The organism is Pannonibacter sp. SL95 (genome assembly GCF_026672425.1).
GTDB lineage: Bacteria > Pseudomonadota > Alphaproteobacteria > Rhizobiales > Stappiaceae > Pannonibacter.
Genome location: NZ_JAPPRC010000004.1, coordinates 264,966 through 284,509, shown reverse-complemented (window position 1 = coordinate 284,509; position 19,544 = coordinate 264,966). Strand labels below are relative to the sequence as shown.

Annotated in this window: 23 protein-coding genes; 8 read left to right on the top strand and 15 right to left on the bottom strand. The window is 64.5% G+C overall.

What is annotated here, in order from left to right:
- Positions 1–63: 63 nt before the first annotated feature.
- The 3 genes from OVA12_RS11845 to yddG form a co-directional block, all read right to left on the bottom strand.
- Positions 64–267: a DUF1737 domain-containing protein gene (locus tag OVA12_RS11845; protein ID WP_106754526.1), complete on the bottom strand. Its 204-nt coding sequence runs from the start codon at positions 265–267 to the stop codon at positions 64–66.
- Positions 268–300: 33 nt separating this feature from the next.
- A complete protein-coding gene (locus OVA12_RS11840) occupies positions 301–1,185 on the bottom strand; it encodes an HpcH/HpaI aldolase/citrate lyase family protein (protein WP_268137547.1) in 885 nt (294 codons plus the stop codon).
- A gap of 124 nt (positions 1,186–1,309) precedes the next feature.
- The gene (gene yddG / locus OVA12_RS11835; protein ID WP_268137545.1) at positions 1,310–2,179 is read right to left on the bottom strand and encodes an aromatic amino acid exporter YddG; all 870 of its coding nucleotides are present in this window, start codon (positions 2,177–2,179) and stop codon (positions 1,310–1,312) included.
- A 262-nt stretch (positions 2,180–2,441) separates the two neighbouring features.
- Between yddG and OVA12_RS11830 the strand changes: the two genes are divergently transcribed.
- Together OVA12_RS11830 and OVA12_RS11825 are read left to right on the top strand one after the other, a co-directional pair.
- Positions 2,442–2,900, top strand: coding sequence for a GNAT family N-acetyltransferase (locus tag OVA12_RS11830; protein WP_268137543.1), 459 nt, complete (start codon positions 2,442–2,444; stop codon positions 2,898–2,900).
- 405 nt (positions 2,901–3,305) lie between these two features.
- Positions 3,306–3,692 carry a hypothetical protein gene (locus OVA12_RS11825; RefSeq protein WP_268137541.1) on the top strand — a complete coding sequence of 129 codons (387 nt, stop codon included), beginning with the start codon at positions 3,306–3,308 and terminating at the stop codon, positions 3,690–3,692.
- A gap of 57 nt (positions 3,693–3,749) precedes the next feature.
- Here OVA12_RS11825 and ftsY read toward each other — a convergent pair whose 3' ends face one another.
- The 5 genes from ftsY to OVA12_RS11800 all read right to left on the bottom strand — a co-directional run bounded on the left by ftsY (position 3,750) and on the right by OVA12_RS11800 (position 8,777).
- The gene (ftsY, locus tag OVA12_RS11820; RefSeq protein WP_268137539.1) at positions 3,750–4,934 is read right to left on the bottom strand and encodes a signal recognition particle-docking protein FtsY; all 1,185 of its coding nucleotides are present in this window, start codon (positions 4,932–4,934) and stop codon (positions 3,750–3,752) included.
- A gap of 47 nt (positions 4,935–4,981) precedes the next feature.
- Positions 4,982–6,250 (bottom strand): tRNA (N(6)-L-threonylcarbamoyladenosine(37)-C(2))-methylthiotransferase MtaB, encoded by a 1,269-nt coding sequence (gene mtaB / locus OVA12_RS11815; RefSeq protein WP_268137537.1) that lies wholly within the window; start codon positions 6,248–6,250, stop codon positions 4,982–4,984.
- On the bottom strand, positions 6,247–7,158 hold the full coding sequence (gene dapF, locus OVA12_RS11810; RefSeq protein ID WP_268137535.1) for a diaminopimelate epimerase: 912 nt from the start codon (positions 7,156–7,158) through the stop codon (positions 6,247–6,249). Before dapF ends, mtaB begins: the two co-directional genes overlap by 4 nt.
- 137 nt (positions 7,159–7,295) lie before the next feature.
- Complete coding sequence (gene ypfJ, locus OVA12_RS11805) at positions 7,296–8,174, bottom strand: KPN_02809 family neutral zinc metallopeptidase (protein ID WP_268137533.1); 879 nt, start codon at positions 8,172–8,174, stop codon at positions 7,296–7,298.
- A gap of 51 nt (positions 8,175–8,225) precedes the next feature.
- Positions 8,226–8,777: a L,D-transpeptidase family protein gene (locus OVA12_RS11800; protein ID WP_268137531.1), complete on the bottom strand. Its 552-nt coding sequence runs from the start codon at positions 8,775–8,777 to the stop codon at positions 8,226–8,228.
- A 197-nt stretch (positions 8,778–8,974) separates the two neighbouring features.
- On the opposite strand from OVA12_RS11800, the gene OVA12_RS11795 reads away from it, so the two are divergent.
- Together OVA12_RS11795 and OVA12_RS11790 are read left to right on the top strand one after the other, a co-directional pair.
- Positions 8,975–9,658, top strand: a complete 684-nt coding sequence (locus OVA12_RS11795) for a response regulator transcription factor (protein WP_268137529.1) — start codon at positions 8,975–8,977, stop codon at positions 9,656–9,658.
- A 26-nt stretch (positions 9,659–9,684) separates the two neighbouring features.
- Complete coding sequence (locus OVA12_RS11790) at positions 9,685–10,188, top strand: Crp/Fnr family transcriptional regulator (protein ID WP_268137527.1); 504 nt, start codon at positions 9,685–9,687, stop codon at positions 10,186–10,188.
- A 26-nt stretch (positions 10,189–10,214) separates the two neighbouring features.
- On the opposite strand, the gene OVA12_RS11785 is transcribed toward OVA12_RS11790, so the two are convergent.
- Entirely contained in the window at positions 10,215–11,270 is a 1,056-nt protein-coding gene (locus OVA12_RS11785; RefSeq protein WP_268137525.1) for a DUF2125 domain-containing protein, read from the bottom strand.
- Positions 11,271–11,374: 104 nt separating this feature from the next.
- Between OVA12_RS11785 and OVA12_RS11780 the strand changes: the two genes are divergently transcribed.
- A complete protein-coding gene (locus OVA12_RS11780) occupies positions 11,375–11,893 on the top strand; it encodes a gamma-glutamylcyclotransferase (RefSeq protein ID WP_268138689.1) in 519 nt (172 codons plus the stop codon).
- Positions 11,894–11,914: 21 nt separating this feature from the next.
- Here OVA12_RS11780 and OVA12_RS11775 read toward each other — a convergent pair whose 3' ends face one another.
- The 4 genes from OVA12_RS11775 to ftsE all read right to left on the bottom strand — a co-directional run bounded on the left by OVA12_RS11775 (position 11,915) and on the right by ftsE (position 15,427).
- Positions 11,915–12,685, bottom strand: coding sequence for a lysophospholipid acyltransferase family protein (locus OVA12_RS11775; RefSeq protein WP_268137523.1), 771 nt, complete (start codon positions 12,683–12,685; stop codon positions 11,915–11,917).
- Between the two features lie 80 nt (positions 12,686–12,765).
- Positions 12,766–13,497 (bottom strand): YdcF family protein, encoded by a 732-nt coding sequence (locus tag OVA12_RS11770; protein WP_268137521.1) that lies wholly within the window; start codon positions 13,495–13,497, stop codon positions 12,766–12,768.
- A 58-nt stretch (positions 13,498–13,555) separates the two neighbouring features.
- Positions 13,556–14,743, bottom strand: a complete 1,188-nt coding sequence (locus OVA12_RS11765) for a cell division protein FtsX (protein ID WP_326493910.1) — start codon at positions 14,741–14,743, stop codon at positions 13,556–13,558.
- A 24-nt stretch (positions 14,744–14,767) separates the two neighbouring features.
- Positions 14,768–15,427: a cell division ATP-binding protein FtsE gene (gene ftsE / locus OVA12_RS11760; RefSeq protein WP_268137519.1), complete on the bottom strand. Its 660-nt coding sequence runs from the start codon at positions 15,425–15,427 to the stop codon at positions 14,768–14,770.
- A gap of 184 nt (positions 15,428–15,611) precedes the next feature.
- On the opposite strand from ftsE, the gene OVA12_RS11755 reads away from it, so the two are divergent.
- Genes OVA12_RS11755 through OVA12_RS11745 form a run of 3 tightly spaced genes read left to right on the top strand, consistent with a single transcriptional unit; the run spans position 15,612 to position 17,688 of the window.
- Complete coding sequence (locus OVA12_RS11755) at positions 15,612–16,733, top strand: zinc-ribbon domain-containing protein (RefSeq protein ID WP_268137517.1); 1,122 nt, start codon at positions 15,612–15,614, stop codon at positions 16,731–16,733.
- Complete coding sequence (gene hpt, locus OVA12_RS11750) at positions 16,730–17,290, top strand: hypoxanthine phosphoribosyltransferase (RefSeq protein ID WP_268137515.1); 561 nt, start codon at positions 16,730–16,732, stop codon at positions 17,288–17,290. Before OVA12_RS11755 ends, hpt begins: the two co-directional genes overlap by 4 nt.
- A 2-nt stretch (positions 17,291–17,292) precedes the next feature.
- Positions 17,293–17,688, top strand: coding sequence for a response regulator (locus OVA12_RS11745; RefSeq protein WP_268137513.1), 396 nt, complete (start codon positions 17,293–17,295; stop codon positions 17,686–17,688).
- A 26-nt stretch (positions 17,689–17,714) separates the two neighbouring features.
- Here the strand turns inward: OVA12_RS11745 and OVA12_RS11740 are convergent, their stop codons facing one another.
- Together OVA12_RS11740 and OVA12_RS11735 are read right to left on the bottom strand one after the other, a co-directional pair.
- A complete protein-coding gene (locus OVA12_RS11740) occupies positions 17,715–18,602 on the bottom strand; it encodes a cation diffusion facilitator family transporter (protein WP_268137511.1) in 888 nt (295 codons plus the stop codon).
- Positions 18,603–18,737: 135 nt separating this feature from the next.
- A complete protein-coding gene (locus tag OVA12_RS11735; RefSeq protein ID WP_268137509.1) occupies positions 18,738–19,472 on the bottom strand; it encodes a DUF1223 domain-containing protein in 735 nt (244 codons plus the stop codon).
- Positions 19,473–19,544: the final 72 nt, after the last annotated feature.

The window sequence follows — 19,544 nt, the reverse complement described above, 5'->3', positions numbered from 1 at the left end:
GTCCCGGCTCAGCGCTGCGCTTGGCCGGGATGACGTCGGTGAGGTCGAGGTTTGTCATCAAGCTCAGTAGTCGCCGAGCTTGATGTCCGGGGAATAGTCGCCCGGGACTTCCTTGGTGACGGCCTGGCCGCAGATGGTGAGGCCGCGCGTGGCGTCATAGGTCAGCTGCGGTGCACCGGCGAGTTCCCAGCCCTTGTTCAGCGCCTGGGTGACACGGTGGCAGAACTGGCTGTCATCGGGGCCGGTGATGAAGCGGTAGAGTTTCATGTCTTGCGGTTCCTCATCAAGCGTCGGGGCAGGTTAGCCGCGCGCTGCGATCGCCTCGGCAATCGCCAGCACGCGCCGGCCCATGTCGGCATGTAACCGCTCCACCATCTTCCCGTCGATCTGGATTGCACCCTTGTCCGCGTTTTCCGGCAAGGCGAACGCGTCGTTGATGCGCCGCGCCCAGGCAATCTCGGTCTCCGAAGGGCTGAAGGCGGCATGGCAGGCGTCCACCTGCTTGGGATGGACCAGCGTCTTGCCGTCCATGCCCATCTCCGCGCCCTGCGCGCATTCGGCTGCGAACCCGTCAAGATCGTTGAAGTCGTTGTAGACGCCGTCGAGGATATCGATGCCCCCGGTGCGGGCGGCGGCAACGCAGGTCATCAGCCAGGGCAGCATCACGCTCCGGCCCTTGACGAGGCGGGCGCGGGTTTCCTTGGCCAGATCATTGGTGCCCATGACGAAGCAGGACAGCCGCACGTTCGGATCGCGTCCGGCGGAAGCAATCGAGGCTGCATCGAGCATGGCCTGCGGCGTCTCCATCATCGCCCACAGCTTCAACGACTGCGGCGCGCCGGACAGAGCCAGCCTGTGCGCGACGCGCTCCAGGTCGGCGAGGCTGTTGACCTTCGGGATCAGGATGGCATCCGGTCTTGCGGTGACGGCCGCTGCAATGTCGGCCTCGCCCCAGGGCGTATCGAGCCCATTGACCCGGATCACGACCTCGCGCGAGCCATAGCCACCGGCCGTCACAGCCTCGACGATCTGCTGCCGGGCGGTGTCCTTGGAATCGGGGGCGACAGCGTCCTCCAGATCGAGAATCAGGCAGTCGACGTCGAGCGTCCGGGCCTTTTCCAGCGCACGGGCATTGGAGCCGGGCATGTAAAGGGCAGAGCGGCGCGGGCGGAATGTCTGGCTCATCACGGGATCCTTGCAGGCGTTGGGTGCAGTGCGGCAAGGCTAGTGGCCGCCGTCCTGATTTTCCACTCGTCTTTAGGATCAGGCCCAAGGGACAAAGTAAGGGATCAGGCCGCCTTGCGCAGGATCATGTCCTAGCAATCACCGCGCCAATGGTGATGAGCAGGCAGGCCAGCGCGACAGTGATGGTGAAGGCCCCGAAGCCGAAGGCGATCAGCAGCAGGGTGGACAGGAGCGGGGCCGAATAGGCGGCCGCCCCCAGCACCTGGATATCGCCCTTTTTCACCCCGACATCCCAGGTGAAAAAGGCAAGGCCCACCGGAAACAGGCCGAGGGCGACGACGCTGCCCCACTGGATCACGCCGGACGGCCAGACAGTCTCCTCCAGCGCCAGATGGCAGGCGAGCGACAGGACTGCTGTCATCAGGCAGAAGCCCGCCACCGCGCCGGTCGGAACCTCGCCGAGCCTGCGTGACAGCACGGAATAGATCGACCAGAACAGGGCGGAGGCGACAGCGGCGCCATAGCCAAGGGCATAGGCCGGATCAAAGGAAACCGATCCTCCGCGCGTGACAAGCAGCGCAGCACCGGCAAGGCCCAGGACCGCGCCGATGACGTGATGCAGCTTCAGCCGCTCGCCGGGCAGAAGCGCGGAAAACACCACGATCAGCAGAGGCCAGGTGTAGTTGATCAGATTGGCGTCGACCGGCGGCGCGTTGCGGATGGCCGTGAAATAGAAGAAGTGGAAGCCGAACAAGCCGATGGTGCCAAAGGCCCAGACGCGCAGCGGCTGTGCCAGCACCGGGAGCTCGCCCCGGCTGGCGAGCCAGGCTAGCGCCAGCACCCCGGACAGGCCGAAGCACAGCGCATTGAGCAGGAACGGCGGCACCGCGCCAGACCCCGCGCCGAAGACGCCAAGCGTCGCCCACATGAGGATGGCCGTCATGCCGATCAGCGTGGCACGGGTGCGGGTGGCGTTGGGGGACTGGCCAGACATCAGCTCGTGATCCGGGATGAGGCCGCACCGGCGGCTGGCAGGACTGCCAGCGGTAATGCGGTAAGGAAATGCTCCCGTCTTTGTGCCGCAACCGCTTCAGGCCGGCAAGCCGTGATGCGGCATCGCCTTGCGGTCCCTTAGGAGCACAATCCGGCCTGCACTCCCCCGGTCGGTTTGCCGCGCAAGGATGTGCTTGTCGGACGCCGGTTTTTTGGACATGGTGCATCCCGTGTAACGGACTGATTGCTTCGCGGAGATCCAATTGAGCAAGCTCGACATCAAGGCGCTTGGCCCTGACGACGCCCTTCATCTCGCCCCGCTGATCGCGGAAAACGCGCAGGCTCTGAAGCGCGGTGCGCCGCGCCGTCCTGACCAGTTCTATGCGGAAAAGATCCTGGGCGACCGCAGCGCCGAAGTGATCGGTGCCTTCGAGGACGGGGAACTGGTCGGCTTTGCCGTGTTCTTCGATCTGCCCGAGCTGATCACCGGTCTGCGCGCAGGTCAGATGGACCATATCTATGTCCGGCCCCAGTCTCGCCAGAAGGGCATTGCCCGCAAGATGATCGAGACCCTGGTGACCGAGGGCCAGAGCCGCGGCTGGCTGCAGCTGCGCTGGATGGTCCCGGGCAAGAACGCACCGGCGCTCGCGTTGTATGACCGCATCGCCGAACCGGACGATCACAAGAGCTACATCATCCGCATCGACCGCATCGCCGGCTGATCCGGCACGGCTGTTCGAAACGCTCAGGTGGCCTTCGCGGCCACCTGAGGTTGATGATAAGCCCTCTATCGTCATCCCGGACGCAGCGAAGCGGAGATCCGGGACCGGAGCGCCAAGGTCTCTCCGGGGTTGCCGGATTGAAATATTGGGGCCTCGACTCTCCGGTCCCGGCTCGGCGCTGCGCTTGGCCGGGATGACGGCGGTGAGGTCGAGCTTGTCAGCAGTCTGAGATGGCCTTCGCGGCCACCTGTTGTCTGACTGTGCCATATTCAGTCAGCATCTTTACCTAGCGTAAAGATTTGTTAATCATTCGTTGTCACGATTCGATCCATCCCGGATCGGAAGGTCCGGTCACGCTTGTGCGCCGGACCAGAAGGCCCGGCCGCCAACGGCCAGGAGGCCCGCATGGCAACAGGTCTGGACCGAGTGTTATCGTCCCAGGGCATCGCCCCGACGAACGAGTACAGCGAGCAGAACCGCCGTGACCGGGAGCAGCCCGGTGGACAGGGCGGCAGTGGCGGGCATTCCCAAGGCCAGCCAGCGCCCGGGTTCAAGGTTGAACTCGACGAGCCGGCAGTCGTTCTCGATACCCACCACATCGAGCATCATGAGCTGGACGGTGTTGCCGCCTACAAGGCAACGGCGGAGGCAGCCCTCGGGCAGGCAATCACGCGCGCAGCGCTGGTGACCGCCCGTGTTCCCAACGACAAGCGCCCGCCGGATGTGGTTCGTCACGCCTATGAGGACCACGGCGGCCGCATCGAGACACACGCGATCAATCTGGCCACCTGACGGCGTCATGGCCACGCTGACAGGGATTGACGCCGAACGGTCTGCGCGGGCGCTGCCTTAGGCCAGTCCGGCAATCGCCTCAGCAAAGTCGCGGGCCGAGAACGGTTCAAGATCGTCGATGCCTTCACCGACGCCAATGAAATGCACCGGCATGCGGTGCTTGGCGGCGATGGCGACGAGAATGCCGCCGCGCGCGGTGCCGTCCAGCTTGGTCATGACCAGACCGGTGACCCCGGCGACCTTGCCGAAGATCTCCACCTGGTTCATGGCGTTCTGGCCGGTCGTGGCGTCAAGGGTCAGAAGCACGTCATGCGGCGCGGTCGGATCGACCTTGCGGATGACGCGGATGACCTTTTCCAGCTCCGCCATCAGCTCGGCCTTGTTCTGAAGCCGGCCGGCGGTGTCGATCAGCAGCACGTCGACGTTCTTGTCCTTGGCCGCCTGCATGGCGTCAAAGGCAAGGCCGGCCGCATCCGCTCCTGCGTCCCGTGCAACGACTTCCGCGCCTGTGCGGCTGCCCCAGATCTTCAGCTGTTCGACAGCGGCGGCGCGGAACGTGTCGCCGGCGGCCAGCATCACCGTCTTGCCATCGGCGGCGAGGCGCGAGGCCAGCTTGCCGATGGTGGTGGTCTTGCCGGTTCCATTGACGCCGACCATCAGCACCACATGCGGCCGGATGCCCCGGTCGAGATCCAGAGGCCTCGCCACAGGCGCCAGAACCTTTTCGACCTCTTCGGCCAGAACGGCGCGGACTTCCTCCGGCGAGATTTCCTTGTCGAAGCGCCCGGACCCCAGCCGCTCGGTGATCGAGCTGGCGGTGTCGAGCCCCAGGTCAGCCTGCAGCAGGATGTCTTCCAGCTCGTCCAGCATCGACTGGTCGAGCTTGCGCTTGGTGAAGATCGAGGAAATGCCCTCGGTCAGCGCCGACGACGACCGGGCCAGACCCCGGCGCAGACGCTGGAACCAGGTGAGCTTTTCTGCCGGCTGAGGTGTCTCGACCGCAGGGGCTGGAACGGAAACCTTGGTAGGCGCAACCGGAGCGTCTGGCGCCGCCTCAACCAGCACAGGTTCACTCTGTTCGGGCGGTTCCACGGCGTCGGGCTGCTGTTCTGGCAGGGCCTCCGGCTTGATGATTGCTTCAAGATCCGTGGCCAAAGCCTCTGCGCCTTGCCCGACCTGCGCCTCGTCCGCGTCCTTGCCACCGAACAGGCGGCCGAAAAACCCGCGCTTCTTCTCGCTCATCGTGTCGCGTCCTGCGTAATGGTGTCGGGTCCTGCGGCCTTCAGGTCTCAGGCAGCCTGGGAGACGAGCGCGCCGAGAAGATGGCGGCCGGTGTGTCCGGTGATCCGGGTCTGAAGGATCTGGCCGGCCTCGCCGCCTTCCACCTCGACCTGGGTAAATTGTTCAGTCCGGCCAAGGCCTTCGCGCTCCATGAGGATCGGCCGCAGACGGCCAACCTCGGCGCCCAGATGCGCGGCCAGAACGATCTCGCCCTTGGCACGCAGGCGCGCTGCGCGCTCCTTGACCAGAGCCTTTTCCAGCTGCGGCATGCGCGCGGCCGGTGTGCCCGGACGCGGGGAGAAGGGGAAGACGTGCAGATGCGTCAGGCCGCATTCGTCGACGATCGCCAGCGTGTTGGCGAACATCTCTTCCGTCTCTGTCGGGAAGCCGGCGATGATGTCGGCGCCGAAGACCACATCCGGCCGCATTGCGCGGACTTCTTCGCAGAAGCGGATGCTGTCGGCGCGCAGGTGCCGCCGCTTCATGCGCTTCAGGATCATGTCGTCGCCGGCTTGCAGCGACAGGTGGAAATGCGGCATCAGCCGCTCGTCCTCGGCGATGACCCGCATCAGCTCCGGATCGGCCTCGATGGAATCGATGGAGGACAGGCGCAGGCGCTTCAGCTCCGGCACCAGCTTGAGGATCTTGGCGACCAGCGTGCCGAGCTTCGGCGTGCCGGGCAGGTCCGAGCCATAGGAGGTGATGTCGACGCCTGTGACGACGATCTCGTTGTAGCCATTCTCCACCAGCCGGCGGACCTGATCGACGACAACGCCCATCGGCACCGAGCGGGAATTGCCGCGGCCGAAGGGGATGATGCAGAAGGTGCAGCGGTGGTCGCAGCCGTTCTGCACCTGGACGAAGGCGCGGGCGCGGCCTTCCAGTCCGTCGATGAGATGGCTGGCGGTCTCGCGCACGCTCATGATGTCATTGACGCGGACCTTCTCGCTGGCATCCAGCCCGAACTGGGCCACACGGCCGTACGACGCGCGCTCCAGTTTTTCCGAATTGCCGAGGACGAGATCGACTTCCGGCATTTCGGAGAATTTCGAGGTCTCAGTCTGGGCGGCGCAGCCGGTGACGATGATCTTGGCGTCCGGATTGTCGCGGCGGGCCTTGCGCACGGCCTGACGCGCCTGGCGCACGGCTTCCGACGTCACGGCACAGGTGTTGATCAGGATCGCGTCCTTGAGGCCGGCGGCCTCCGCCTCACGCTTCATCACTTCCGACTCGTAGGAATTGAGCCGGCAACCGAAGGTCACAACGTCGATGCTCACTGGGCAACCTCCAGCGAGGCTGCCTGCAGGTCCGCGTCGCCCGGCCCTGTCTTGACGAAGGTGAGGCTGTCAAAATCGACCTCTCCCTCGAATTCGACTTCGGTGGCGCCGGTCATCAGGACGTGGTCGTCGCTCTCACGCCAGGTGATCGCGATGGGACCACCGGGCAGATGGATGACCGAGCTGCGCCCGGCGCGGCCATCGCGCGCGGCAGCCACGGCCACGGCGCAGGCGGCGGTGCCGCAGGCTCGCGTCAGGCCAGCCCCACGCTCCCAGACCCGCACGCGGATCTGGTTCGGGGCAAAGATATGGGCGAGCGAGATATTCGCGGCTTCCGGGAAGATCGGATGGTGTTCGAGCAGCGGCCCGATGCGGCCGAGATCATAGGCATCGACATCCTTGACCCAGAAGATGGCATGCGGATTGCCCATGCTCACGGCAGCCGGCGTGTGCAGGATCGGCGCGTCTATGGGGCCGATCTGCAGCTCGATCGCGCGGGTATCGGCAAACTCTTCCGCCAGCGGGATCTCGTTCCAGGCGAAGCGCGGCTTGCCCATGTCGACGGTGACGCTGAGCGGCGCTTCGGCTTTGCGGGCGATCAGCAGGCCTGCGCGGGTCTCGATGGACACGGCGTCCTTCTCCGTTTCCTCGATCAGCAGCCGGCCGATGCAGCGCGTGGCGTTGCCGCAGGCCGACACCTCGCTGCCATCGCAGTTGTGGATGCGCATGAAGACGTCAGCTCCGGACGGCGAGCGCTCGACCGTGATCATCTGGTCGAAGCCGATGCCGGTCTCGCGGTTGCCGAGCGCAGCGATGACGTCCGGCGTCAGGGCAAGTTTCTCCGTGCGGGCGTCCCACACGACGAAGTCATTGCCAAGGCCATTCATCTTCAAAAACGATCTGCGCATGTCGGATCCGCGGAGGGCTGAGGGGGTGTCAGGGGCAGTTTGCTGCCTGCATCCGGACTATATGGCGGAAAAGCTGCCAAAATACCAGCAGTCACCCTGTCCTATGGTTTCAGCCTGCCCCGGTTTGCCTGATGCCGCTAAAGGCGACGGGCGTTGAAGGTGTCGCAGCTGCCCATGTCGCCGGAGCGGAAGCCCTCGCGGAACCAGCGCGCGCGCTGTGCCGAGGTGCCATGGTTGAAGCTTTCCGGCACCACATAGCCCTGGGCCTCACGCTGCAGCGTGTCGTCGCCAATGCGGGAGGCGGCATTCAGCGCTTCCTCGACATCGCCGTCCTCGACAAAGCCCTGCTGCCGGGCGGCGTGATGGGCCCAGACGCCGGCAAGGCAGTCTGCCTGCAGTTCGACGCGCACGGACAGGGCATTGGCGTCCGCCTCGCTGAGGGACCGGCGGACGCGCTGGTATTCCGGCAGGATGCCAAGCACGTTCTGCACGTGATGTCCGACTTCATGTGCAAGCACATAGGCCTGGGCAAAATCGCCCGGTGCGCCAAGCTCACGCGACAGCTGGCGATAGAATGACAGGTCGATGTAGATCTGCTGGTCAGCGCCACAATAGAACGGCCCGGTGGCGGAACTCGCCTGGCCGCAGGCCGAGGGGACGTAGTCGGTGAAAAGGACAAGACGCGGCTCGGGATAGTCGCGCCCTTCCGCCTGCATCAGCTGCGTCCAGGTGTTTTCGGTATCGGCCAGCACCACCGACACGAAACTTGCCAGTTCATCCTCCACAGCCGGACGCGAGCCGGACGACTGGCTTTGTCCCGTCTGCTGCGGCGCGCTGTCCATGGAGCCCAGAAGTTCGAGCGGGCTAATGCCTGTCACCCAAGACACCAGCAGAATGACGACCACACCGCCGATGCCGATGCTGCCTCCCGCCTTGACGCCGCGCCGGGGAACGCCCCCATCACCGCCGCGGCGATCATCGACGTTGCTGCTTTCCTGACGGCCCTTCCAGCGCATTGCAGTCTCCCCGGGCCTGATCCGTGCCCTAGCGTGAGAATATCCGCGTTTCTAGCGGATCTCCATGACCGCGCCAGGCCTTAGTCGTGCCAGCACCTGTCTCATATGTAACGGGGAAAGGGCCACGCAGCCAAGCGTCGGGCGCCAATCCTCGCGTGCGATATGAAAGAAGATGGCGCTGCCGCGTCCGCGCACCGCCGGATGGAGGTTGCAGTCGAGCAACACGACGATGTCGTAGAGCCGGTCCTCACGCCACATCTTCTCGTGACTGGCCGGGAAGGGCAGGGTGACAGGCCGGTTGTAGCGCGGATGCTTGGGATCGTCGCACCAGCCATCCTCCGGGTGGAGCGCAGCGACGGGCAGGCCCGTTGACGGCCGCCGGCCGCGATCAGCGCGGAAATAGACGTCCAGCACCTCGAACCGGCCTGCGGGTGTCGCTCCGTCGCCCTCGCGCTTGCGGCGCGTGATGCCGCCACGTCCAAGTGCGCAGGGCAGGGTAAGGTTGCCGAGGCTGAGGATGCCCCGGCTGCGCTGTCCCGGTCTTGCCCGCACCGTCAGCACTTGCCGCGAGGGGGATATTGCCTTGTTGGTGCCGCCAGACATGCGGATTTCACTCCCGGATAACCGCGCCGTGATGCAAAATTGACAGGCGCTGCGCATGTTTACGATCAATTTCTCTCGCGCAGCATGGCGGAAGCCTGCAATGTGCCGCAAGCCGCCCGAGAGCATTTGCGAGGGGACTCTGCTTTCTCAGATAGTGCTCTAGATGCATGATACGGAAAACTGGCGAGGACAATGACATGACGGCCCGTACCCTGTTGATCGTCGATGACGACAAGGATCTGCGCGAAGCACTCGTCGAGCAGCTTTCGCTCTATGACGAGTTCACCACGCTGCAGGCTGATACTGCCGCCGGAGGCATCGCCAAGGCAAAGTCCGAGCATGTCGACATGCTGCTGATGGACGTGGGTCTGCCAGACATCGACGGGCGCGAGGCGGTCAAGCTGTTGCGCAAGGCCGGGTTCAAGTCGCCGGTGATCATGCTGACGGGCCACGACACGGACAGCGACACGATCCTCGGCCTCGAGGCCGGCGCCAATGACTATGTCACCAAGCCGTTCAAGTTCGCGGTGCTCCTCGCCCGCGTGCGCGCCCATCTGCGCCAGCATGAACAGAGCGAGGATGCCGTCTTCGCCATCGGCCGCTTCTCCTTCCGTCCGGCGGCGAAGCTCATGCTTGACGAGCGCGGTGCCAAGGTGCGGCTGACGGAAAAAGAAACCTCGATCCTCAAGTATCTCTACCGGGCCGGCGAGAAGCCGGTGACCCGCGACGTGCTGCTGCATGAGGTCTGGGGTTACAACTCTGGCGTCACCACACACACGCTGGAGACCCACATTTACCGCCTCAGGCAGAAAATCGAGCGAGATCCCTCCAATGCAGAGCTTCTGGTGACAGAAGCCGGTGGATACAAGCTTGTGCCCTGAGGGGTTTGCGGCTTAACACTTGAGCCATGAGCCTCGTCCAGGACATCGCGATTCTGCGCCAGATTCCCATGTTGTCGGATTTCTCCGACGACCAGTTGCGCCTGCTTGCCTTCAGCGCCGAGGCGATGGACTTGATTTCCGGGTCCTTCCTCTTCGATGAAGGGGAGCGGGCCGATAGCGGCATTGTCGTTGCCAAGGGAAATGTCAGCCTGCAGGTGCGCGGGCCGCACGGCTTCAAGGAAGTCGACAGCGCCGGTCCCGGCGTGCTGCTGGGCGAAACCGCGATGCTGGTGGAAACCCGGCGTCCGGCCCGTGCGGTCTGCATCGGGCCGGTTCGCGTCATCCGCATTCGCCGCGCGCTGTTCAAGCGCATGATCCAGGAATTTCCGGAACTGGCCCGCCGTTTGTTCGAGGTTCACGCCTCGCGGTTCCAGGCGACTGTCGCAGCGCTCACGCCGATCGGCGACAAGCTCCAGGAGCTGAGCGACATCGCAGATGCCGCTGCACTGCGCGGCAGCAAGGACGACTGACCGTCCCTGCCGGCGCAAGTCGTGCCTTATTGTTCGCCGTAAACCGACTGCATCTGCGCCACAGGCAGGATGCCGATCCGTGCCGTGCCTGCGGCCAGCGAAAGCGTGGCGTCGATGGCAGGCTTGCCCTCGCGCTCTGTCTTCTTGCCGAAACTGACCAACGCGCCCTGCAGGGCCTCCGGGAACGGCGTTGCCGGCGGGAACAGCGGGGCGATCACCTGACCGGCCTTGTCCGGCTGGATCGCGACAAGCGGGAACTCGCCGGTCAGGTACCCGTCGCTCGGCAGCTTCAGCGTGCCGGACGTGCTGAGGGACGCGTCGCCCGAGGCAAGACGCAGCTGCGACAGCGCAATGGCCGGCACGCCATCCGTGTCGGCAAACAGATCCAGCGGTATTGTTCCGCCCAGCAGCGGCGCTGCGCCCGACACCTTGCCGACCAGTGCGCCGTCCGTGCCCGGATGCGCCGGATCGCCGGTCTTGAGTCCGGTAAACGAGAAGGCAATGTCAAGGTTTGCCGGCTGGTCCGGCGTCGGGCGCAGATGCAGCTCGGCGGTGGTCATCGTCACCTCGCCCTGGGCCGGGTTGTCAGACGAGAAGAAGCGCGGCGTCTCGATGACCGCATCAAGCTTGGTCAGCCCTTGCGTGTTGAAACGAACGCTTGAGCGGAACGATCCCCACGTCGCCTCCTGGATGGGCGAATCACCGGAGCGGAAGGCGGCCATCGGGCTGTCCGCCTCGATGATCACATGCATTGGATTGTAGACCAGCGTGACAGCGCGCAGGGTGGCCACCGAGAAGAACCCGCCGAGCGGATCGCGCAGGACGAAATCCTTGCAGGTCAGCTCGAAGCGGAACGGAAAGCCGGTCAGCTTGCGCTCGAGGCAAGCGAGTTCCGCGCCATTGGCGGCGGCTGTTTCCATAACCCTGGTGATTTCCGCGTCAAGATAGCTGCGGGCCGTAAACCAGGCTGCGCTCCAGCCGCCGATCACGACGGCGACCGCCGAGGCCAGCACCACATATTTCCGTGTCGAACGCTTCTGGGCCGAAGCACCGGGGGTGGAACCGGACTGATCGCTCGTCATCAACTTCCTCATCGGGCGGGCCTGCTTTCCCTGCCGGGCATTGCAAGTTGGTCTCGCCGTTGTTATTGCCCGACTGTTCGTCAGGGCAGAGTTTCATGACCGATATGGGCGATTTGTGGGTCTTTGGCTACGGTTCCCTGATGTGGAAGCCGGGTTTTGAGTACGAGGAAAAGCGCCAGGCCCTGCTGCGTGGCGCGCACCGCTCGCTTTGCGTCTATTCCTGGGTCCACCGGGGCACGCAGGAGCGGCCGGGCCTGGTGTTCGGGCTGGATCGCGGCGGCGCCTGTCGCGGCATGGCGTTCCGGGTGCGGTCTGACCGTGCAGAGGCGACCGTCGCATACCTGCGCGAGCGCGAGCAGGTCACCATGGTCTATCTTGAAGCCCATCGCCGGATCGCCTTCGCCGATGGCTCCACGGCCACCGCCGTCACCTATGTGGTGGACCGCGGCCACGCCCAGTATGCCGGCATGCTGCCGCTGGATCGCCAGCTGGAGCTGGTTCAGGGCGCTGTTGGCCAATCTGGCGCCAATCCCGAATATGTGCTGAACACCGCCAGCCATCTGAGCGAACTGGGCATTCACGATGCCCGGGTGTCCTGGCTTGCCGACAGGCTGGCGTGCTGAGCTAGTGTACTTCGAGGCCGGTCAGGCCGGGACGCGGACCGGAATGCCGTCAAGCACCGGGGAGGGGGCCTTGGAGGCGCGGGCTTCCTCGATCAGGCGATCGGAGGCGGTCTCGATCTCGCTGGTCAGCCGGTCAAAGAATTCCGTCTGCTCCAGCCCGGCCGGTATCTGCGGCAGGAATTCCAGGATCACGGTGCCCGGATAGATGAAGAAGCTCTGGCGCGGCCAATAGAGACCTGCATTCAGGGCGACGGGCAGCACCGGGCAATCCAGTTCACGGTAGAGATGCGAAATACCGAACTTGTACTTCGGCTCGCCTCCTGCTGGACGGCGCGTGCCTTCAGGGAAGATCAGGATCTGCCGGCCTTCAGCGACAGCTTCCTTGGCCGCTTCCATCATCGCGGCGAGCTTTGCGGCGCGCTTGCCCCGGTTAATCGGGATCTGCTTCATCTTGGCGGTGTACCAGCCAAAGATCGGGATCCAGCGCAGCTCCCGTTTCAGGATGTAGGTCGGGTCGCGGAAATGCGGGATCAGCGCAAAGGTTTCCCACACCGACTGATGCTTGGCCGCAACGATGAAGCCGCCCTGCGGAATGTTCTCCTCGCCGCGGATCTCGATCTTTACCCCGGCGATCCAGCGCAGGAAAAACAGGTTGGCGCGGGCCCAGAACGGAACCACGATCCAGGCCATCCGGCGCGGCGTGAGAAACACGAAGGGCGCGAAGACGACCATCATGATCAGCGTGCCGACATAGAAGGCGATCTGGAACAGCAGCGAGCGCAGGAACAGCATGAGGCGAGAGAACCGGCCGATTGGAGGGACAGCTTGATGCGTGCTGGCCGGGCGACTGTCTTGTGCGGCAGACAGGAGGCTTAGCCCCCGTCCGGCAGGCCGATGGTGCTCACCCGAGCCCGGGCGAGGGTATACTTCACAAACTCCCGCAAGAGAAGGCGGATTGTCTGCGGCCGCAGGTACCAGTCCTCCAGCTGGAGTTCTTCCGCCACGACCGGGTAGGCCACGACCTCGAGCTCGGGCATCGCGGTCACCAGCTCCATCGTTGCCCGGGGCATGTGATAGGCGCTGGTCACCATGATCAGCGAGCCGAAGTCATGTTCCTTGGCCCACAGCGCGGCTTCGCTGGCGTTGCCGATGGTGTTGAGCGCCTTGCGGTCGAGATCGACACAGCAGGCAAACAGATCCTTCGCGGTCGCTGTGCGGGCACTGATCTGGCGCGCGGTGGTGCCGGGATTGACCCCGGAGATCAGCAGGCGCTGGGCCCTGCGTTCTTCCAGCAGGGCCACGGCCTTCTCGATGCGCTCCTGCCCACCGGTCAGGACAACGATGGCATCGGCGCGGGGGTCAGCCGGCGGGCGCATGCTTGCCACCCGGTCGGCGAAGGACAGGAACGAGACAACCAGCCACAGCGCGGCTGCGCTCAGCAGGCAGCCTGTGATCCACCAGCGCTTGCGAAACCGGCGCTTGCCGCTCGTGCCGCCGTCATGTGAGGTGTATTCGGATGACGCAAACGGCTCCTGGCCTGCCCGGGCTTCCTTGGCCTTGGGGCGGGACTGCGGATCGGCATCGGGCCGCGGATCGTTGGTCACAAGCGTCATTCCTGCAGGATACTACCCGATTCGGCTCATTTTTTGGCGGTCGGCTGCGTCAGTCAATCCGTGCCAGTTGCGACTTCACCGCAAGACCGGAAGTAAGCGCCGTCAACACGGCGACAAGGAACACCACGCCGATCACGCCGAGATAGCCCGGCGTGCTGACGGCGACCGGCCCGAAGAGGGCCGACATCTGGTCGGATCCGGCCAGTCCTGCGGTCTGCCGCGTGAACATTTCCAGCAGCAGGAAGCAGATGCAGGCGAACACACCGCCAGCGATCCCGCCGCGCAGGCCGAGCACGAGAAAATGGCGCTGGAATTCGCGCGCAATAAAGCCGTCTTCCGCGCCAACGAAATGCAGCACCGAGACCACGTCCCGGTTGCTGGCAACCGCCGCCCGGGTCGCAAACACGACGCTGAGCACCATCGAGAACAGCACGAGCGCGAGAATGCCGAATCCACCGGCGACCACCGCTCCGGCCATCGCCGCAAGGCGCGACGTCCAGACCGAATGATCGTCCAGACTGGCGCCCTTGACGTCCTGTTCGATCCGCTGCTTCAGACCGGCAAGGTCCAGCGCCGACGGATCGTCGACGGTGACCTGAACCAGCCGGGGCACTGGCAGCGTGTCGAGGTCGAGGCCCGATCCAAGCCAGGGTTGAAGCAGTGCCTTGGTCTCCTCGTCCGACATCGCGCGCACGGTGCCAACCCCGGCAAAGCGCTGCGTGATCGTCACGGCGTTCTCGATCTGCAGCAGCATGTCGACGCCGTCGGCCGGCCGGATCTGGATTGTCACCTCGCGGACGAGGTCGTTGCTCCAGTCCTGGGCGGCATCCCAGACCACGGAGACGGAACCCACAGTCAGGCAGGCGAGATAGCTCATGATCGCCACGACCAGCGTCAGTGCGCGGCCAGCCACGGATTGCGGCGGCACGATCGGTGCGCTCGGGCGCAGACGGTCGCCGCCGGCCTGCTGGTCCTTGCGCTTCAGCCGCTGGGGCAGACGCGGCTTGGGCAAGGACATGCGGGAGGCAAAATCTCCGGCCGCCCTTGCAGCATCCGCCATCTTGCCTGTCTTGGTGACGGGATCCGCTGCCTTGCCCTTCGGTGTGCGCTTCTCCGGACGCGTGCCAGGCCGCGCCGTTCCGAGCTCGACCGACGGCGCACGCGCGGGCGACGGGTTTGCTGGAGCATCGGCTGCAGGGCCGGCGTCAGGGGGTCTGGTCGGGGTCTTCGGGGCCATGGTTCAGGGTCCGGTTCCGCAGGCTCAGTCGAACACGCTGAGCCGGCCGTCGGCGAGCACCATGCGGCGCGCCTCGACCTGTTCCAGCAAGGTAATATCATGGGTGGCAATGACCACCGAAGTTCCGAGCCGGTTCAGCTCGATGAACAGGCGCAGCAACCGGCGCGCCAGCGGAGGGTCGACGTTGCCGGTCGGCTCGTCGGCCAGCAGCAGATCCGGCCGGGTGATCAGCGCGCGGGCGATGGCTGCGCGCTGCTTTTCCCCGCCCGACAGAACCGGCGGCAGCACATGCATGCGCTCGCCAAGCCCCACCCACTTCAGCAATTCAATCACATCCGAGCGGTATTCGGCTTCCTCCTTGCCGAGAACGCGCAGCGGAAGAGCGACATTCTCGTAGGTCGTCAGATGGTCAAGCAGGCGGAAGTCCTGGAACACGACGCCGACCCGGCGGCGCAATTCCGGCAGTTCCTTGTTGTTGATCGTTGCCATGTCACGGTTGAAGACATGGATCAGGCCGCGCGTCGGCCGCAGCGACATGAACAGCAGCCGGATCAGACTGGTCTTGCCGGCGCCGGAAGGGCCTGTGAGAAACTGGAATGACTGCCGCTCGATGTTGAAGGTGACATCGCGCAGGATTTCCGGTCCCATGCCGTATCTCAGCCCGACATTCTCGAAACGGATCACGCAAAACCTCCGTGGATGGCGGTCACCCTACCCCCACCTTGTTAACGCTTCATTAAACATATGAATGTCCTCTTAACCAGTTCGGGGAAACGCGCGCGACCTTTGTTCCCCGCAAAAGAATGCCGGACTGATATCATCAAGGCCTGAAGCGGCTCACAGACCGTGGAGCGAGAGCGATCGTCCCATGAAGATCACCTGTCCGGACTGCGACACCTCCTATGAAATCAAGGCGGAGCTCGTCGGCGCCGAAGGCCGGAGCGTAAAATGTGCCCGTTGCGGCAACCGCTGGTTCATCAGCCCGCGCAAGGAGACGCTTGTCGACGCCAAGCCGGCGGCGAAGCCGAAAGCGGCTGCCGCTGCGGCTGAACCGGAAGACGAGGACGACGACTGGGGTATCGAGCCGCCCAAAAAGGCCAAGGCTGAGAAACCAAAGGACGACGACTGGGCCAGTGCAATCAACGGCGACGAGAGCGATCCCGATGCATGGTCTGATCAGGAAAAAGAATCCGATGAACGCGCCCGCGCCGAAGCCCGGGCACGCGAGGCTGCCGCTGCGCAGGACGATGCCGATCCCGATGATGCAGATGCCTTTGCGTTCGAGGCGGATGCCGCAGATGATGCCGCCAGTCAGTCATCGACTGCAGCCTTCGCACGCGGCAACCCCGCTTCTGCCGATGCGGGCGAGGATGGCGACGGCGAGGATGGTCAGGAGGATGGCGATGGTGGCGCTGCCGCGCGTCGCACGATCGACATCGAGTCCCTTGCCAAGCGCAAGAAGATCAAGGTTAACCCGAACAAGATGAAGAAGCGGCGCGACTGGTCGAAGGTGCGCCGGTATGTCAACGCCCAGAACTTGCGCCGGGCCGGCGGCGTGATGATCCTGTTGCTGTCGCTTGGGACGGGGGCCTGGCTCTTCTTCAATCGCGCTCTGGTCGTGCAGCAGGCACCGGATCTCGCCAGCCTTTTCGAGGTGATCGGCTACGAGGTGAACTTGCGCGGGCTTGAGTTCCGTGATTTGAGAACATTCCGGGAAATCGAGGGCGGCGCTGCCGTTCTGGTGGTGGAAGGCACCATCCAGAACATCGGCGAGGCCCCGGTTGCGGTGCCTGCCGTGCGCCTTGCATTGCGCGGCGAGGACCAGCAGGAGATTTACGCCTGGACGCTGGTGCCGCGCGCTGTGTCGCTCGAAGCCCTCGCCAGCACCCGGTTTCGCACGCGGCTTGCCGATCCTCCGGAGACGGCCGCAGACATTCAGGTCCGGTTTATTGACCGGTCTCGACAACAGGCTACGCTTCAGAACCAATGACGCCCCAGATCAACACCCTTTTCGACGAAGCCCAGATCGCGCAGCGCGTCAGCACCTTGGCGCAGGAGATCGCGGCTGATGCGCCGCATCGCCTGCTCGTCGTGGCCGTCCTGAAGGGCAGCTTCATCTTTGCCGCAGATCTTGTCCGCGCGCTGCACCGTGTCGGCCAGCAGCTCGAGATGGAGTTCATGCATCTGTCGAGCTATGGCGCCGGCACGACCAGCACCGAGGTCAAGGTCCTGCGTGACGTCGAGAGCGATGTCAGCGGCCGCGACATCATCCTGGTGGACGACATTCTTGAGTCCGGGCGTACGCTGTCCTTCGCCAAGGAGCGCATTCTGGCAAGGGGCGCGAAGTCGGTGAAGATCGCGGCGCTGCTGGACAAGCCGGATCACCGAAAAGCCGCCATCGAGGCGGACTATGTCGGCTTCGTCTGCCCTGACAAGTTCGTTGTGGGATTTGGTATGGACATGGGCCACGCCTGGCGGCAGTTGCCCTATATCGGATATGTTGTCGTGGACGAAGAGCCGCGGCAGGACAAGAAAACGGGAGGGTGAGAATGGCCCGCATTCTTCTGACAGAGGATGACGACGCCGTCCGCGCATTCGTGAAGCGCGCCCTGGAGCTCGATGGGCACGAAGTGCTTGCTGCCGAGGATGGTGGCGAGGCACTGGAAGTGCTGACCCACGAAAAGGGACGCTTTGACCTGCTTCTGTCGGACATCAAGATGCCCGTCATGGACGGCATTGCCCTGGCTCTGGCGACCGCGCGGGACTGGCCAGCCCTGCCTATCCTGCTGATGACCGGCTTTGCCGATCAGCGCGAGCGCGCCAATGGTCTCGACGCACTGGTGCATGATGTCGTCACCAAGCCGTTTTCGCTGGCAGATATCCGCCAGGCCGTTCGTGACGCGCTGACCGGTACGGTGCGCGAGCCCAAGCGCCTGTCTGCCTGACCTGTCGCCCCCGAAGATACGGGGGCTTAAAGGACGACGATGCCTGAGTGCTTGGCCTTGTGCTCAGGCTCAACGTGGATGGTGACGCGGGCGCCGGGCAGGGCGGCGCCGATGGCCTGCTCGATCCGGTCGCAGATGTCATGGGCCGCCAGAACGCTCATGTCGCCGGGCACCACCAGATGAAAATCAACGAAAGTCAGCTTGCCGGCGAGCCTGGTCCTGAGATCATGGGCTTCGATCGCGCCTTCGCCATGCTCGGAGATGAGCCCGCGCAGCCGGTCCTGCACTTCGCCTGAGGCTGCTTCGTCCATCAGACCGCTGACGGACTCCTTCATCAGGATCCAGCCGGACCACAGCACGTTCAAGCCGACCAGGCCCGCAAGCAGGGAATCGAACTTCTGCCAGCCGGTCAGCCAGACCAGCGCCACACCAACCAGGACGCCGACAGACGTCGCGACGTCTGTGAACAGGTGACGGCCATCGGCCACCAGCGCTGGTGATCCGTTGCCCTTGCCAAAGCGCACCAGCAACAGGGCCCAGCCGGCGTTGATGATGCTGGCCACCGCGTTCACGCCCAGACCCTGCCAGGTGTAGTCCGCCGGTACCGGGCTGGTGTAGCCGCGCCAGGCGGCCTCGAAGATCGCGAGCGCCGCAAGCACGATCATCACCCCGACCAGAACGGCAGCGAAATACTCCGCCTTGTCGTGACCATAGGGATGGTTCGAATCTGCAGGCTTGGAGGCAAACCAGACAGCCACCAGCGCCGCGACCGATGAGGCCACGTTGACGATGGACTCGAGCGCGTCCGAATAGAGTGCGACGGAACCGGTCAGGGCGTATGCGAGGTATTTGAGTCCCAGCACGCCAAGTCCAACCAGGACACTGCCCAGGGCGATGCGCATACGCAGGCTCATGGGTCCCCCTTGCAGGCTTGCGAAAAGGACGGCACCAGAACCTCGATGGGGTCCGGCACGCCAGATTGCCTCTCGGCGGGGACAGCCCTAGCAGCTTTCGATGAAGAAACAAGAACCGGGTGGCGACGAGCCGGATTACATCCCGTTATCCCACAGCATACCGGCCGCCCCGACAATCCGTCCGGGCCCGTCTTCGCCGATCAGCTGGACGACGACGACGCATTTCTCGCCGCCGGTCTTTTTCAGTTCCATCCGTGGCATGCGCAGTGTTTCGTTGCCGCCGGACCACATGCCGATGGTCTGCTGTCGGCGGACAACGTTGGTGTAGGTCACCGTCCTGCCACTGTTTTCCCCGCGTTCGATCTCGATCTCCTCGCGCGGGCTGACCTGAAGGATGAGGACGTTTGCCATCCGCGCGCCTTTGGGCAACGCGCCGGAGACGGTCACTTCCAGAGCGTCTGCCGTGTAGCGAAGCGACACTTCTGCCGTCATCGGGTCGGCGCGTTCAAGCGCATCGGCGATGGCCTGCCGGTTGGAGCCCACCACATGCTGCTCGCCATTGACGACGACCTGCGGTGTGTAGACCGACCGGTCGCCGCGCCGGGCGGCATAGGAGCGTTGCCGCTCAGAGTTTTCCGGGGAGGCCAGCGTGTCCTTCCAGCCAAGATAGTCCCAGTAATCGACGGGAAAAGTCAGTGCCAGCAGCGAGGGGTCTGATGCCAGCTCGGTCAGGATGGAATCGGCTGGCGGGCAGGACGAGCAGCCCTGGCTGGTGAACAGTTCGACGACTTTGGCCGGACCGGCAAGGGCATCATTCGGCTGGAGGCCCCACAACAGGCCAAGGGCAAGCAATGCACGCCACATCGGCATTGTTTTGCGGCGCCTTACGGCGTCGTCGTCATTGATCATTGTGGCTTTCATTGCCGCTACACCCACTGCCCA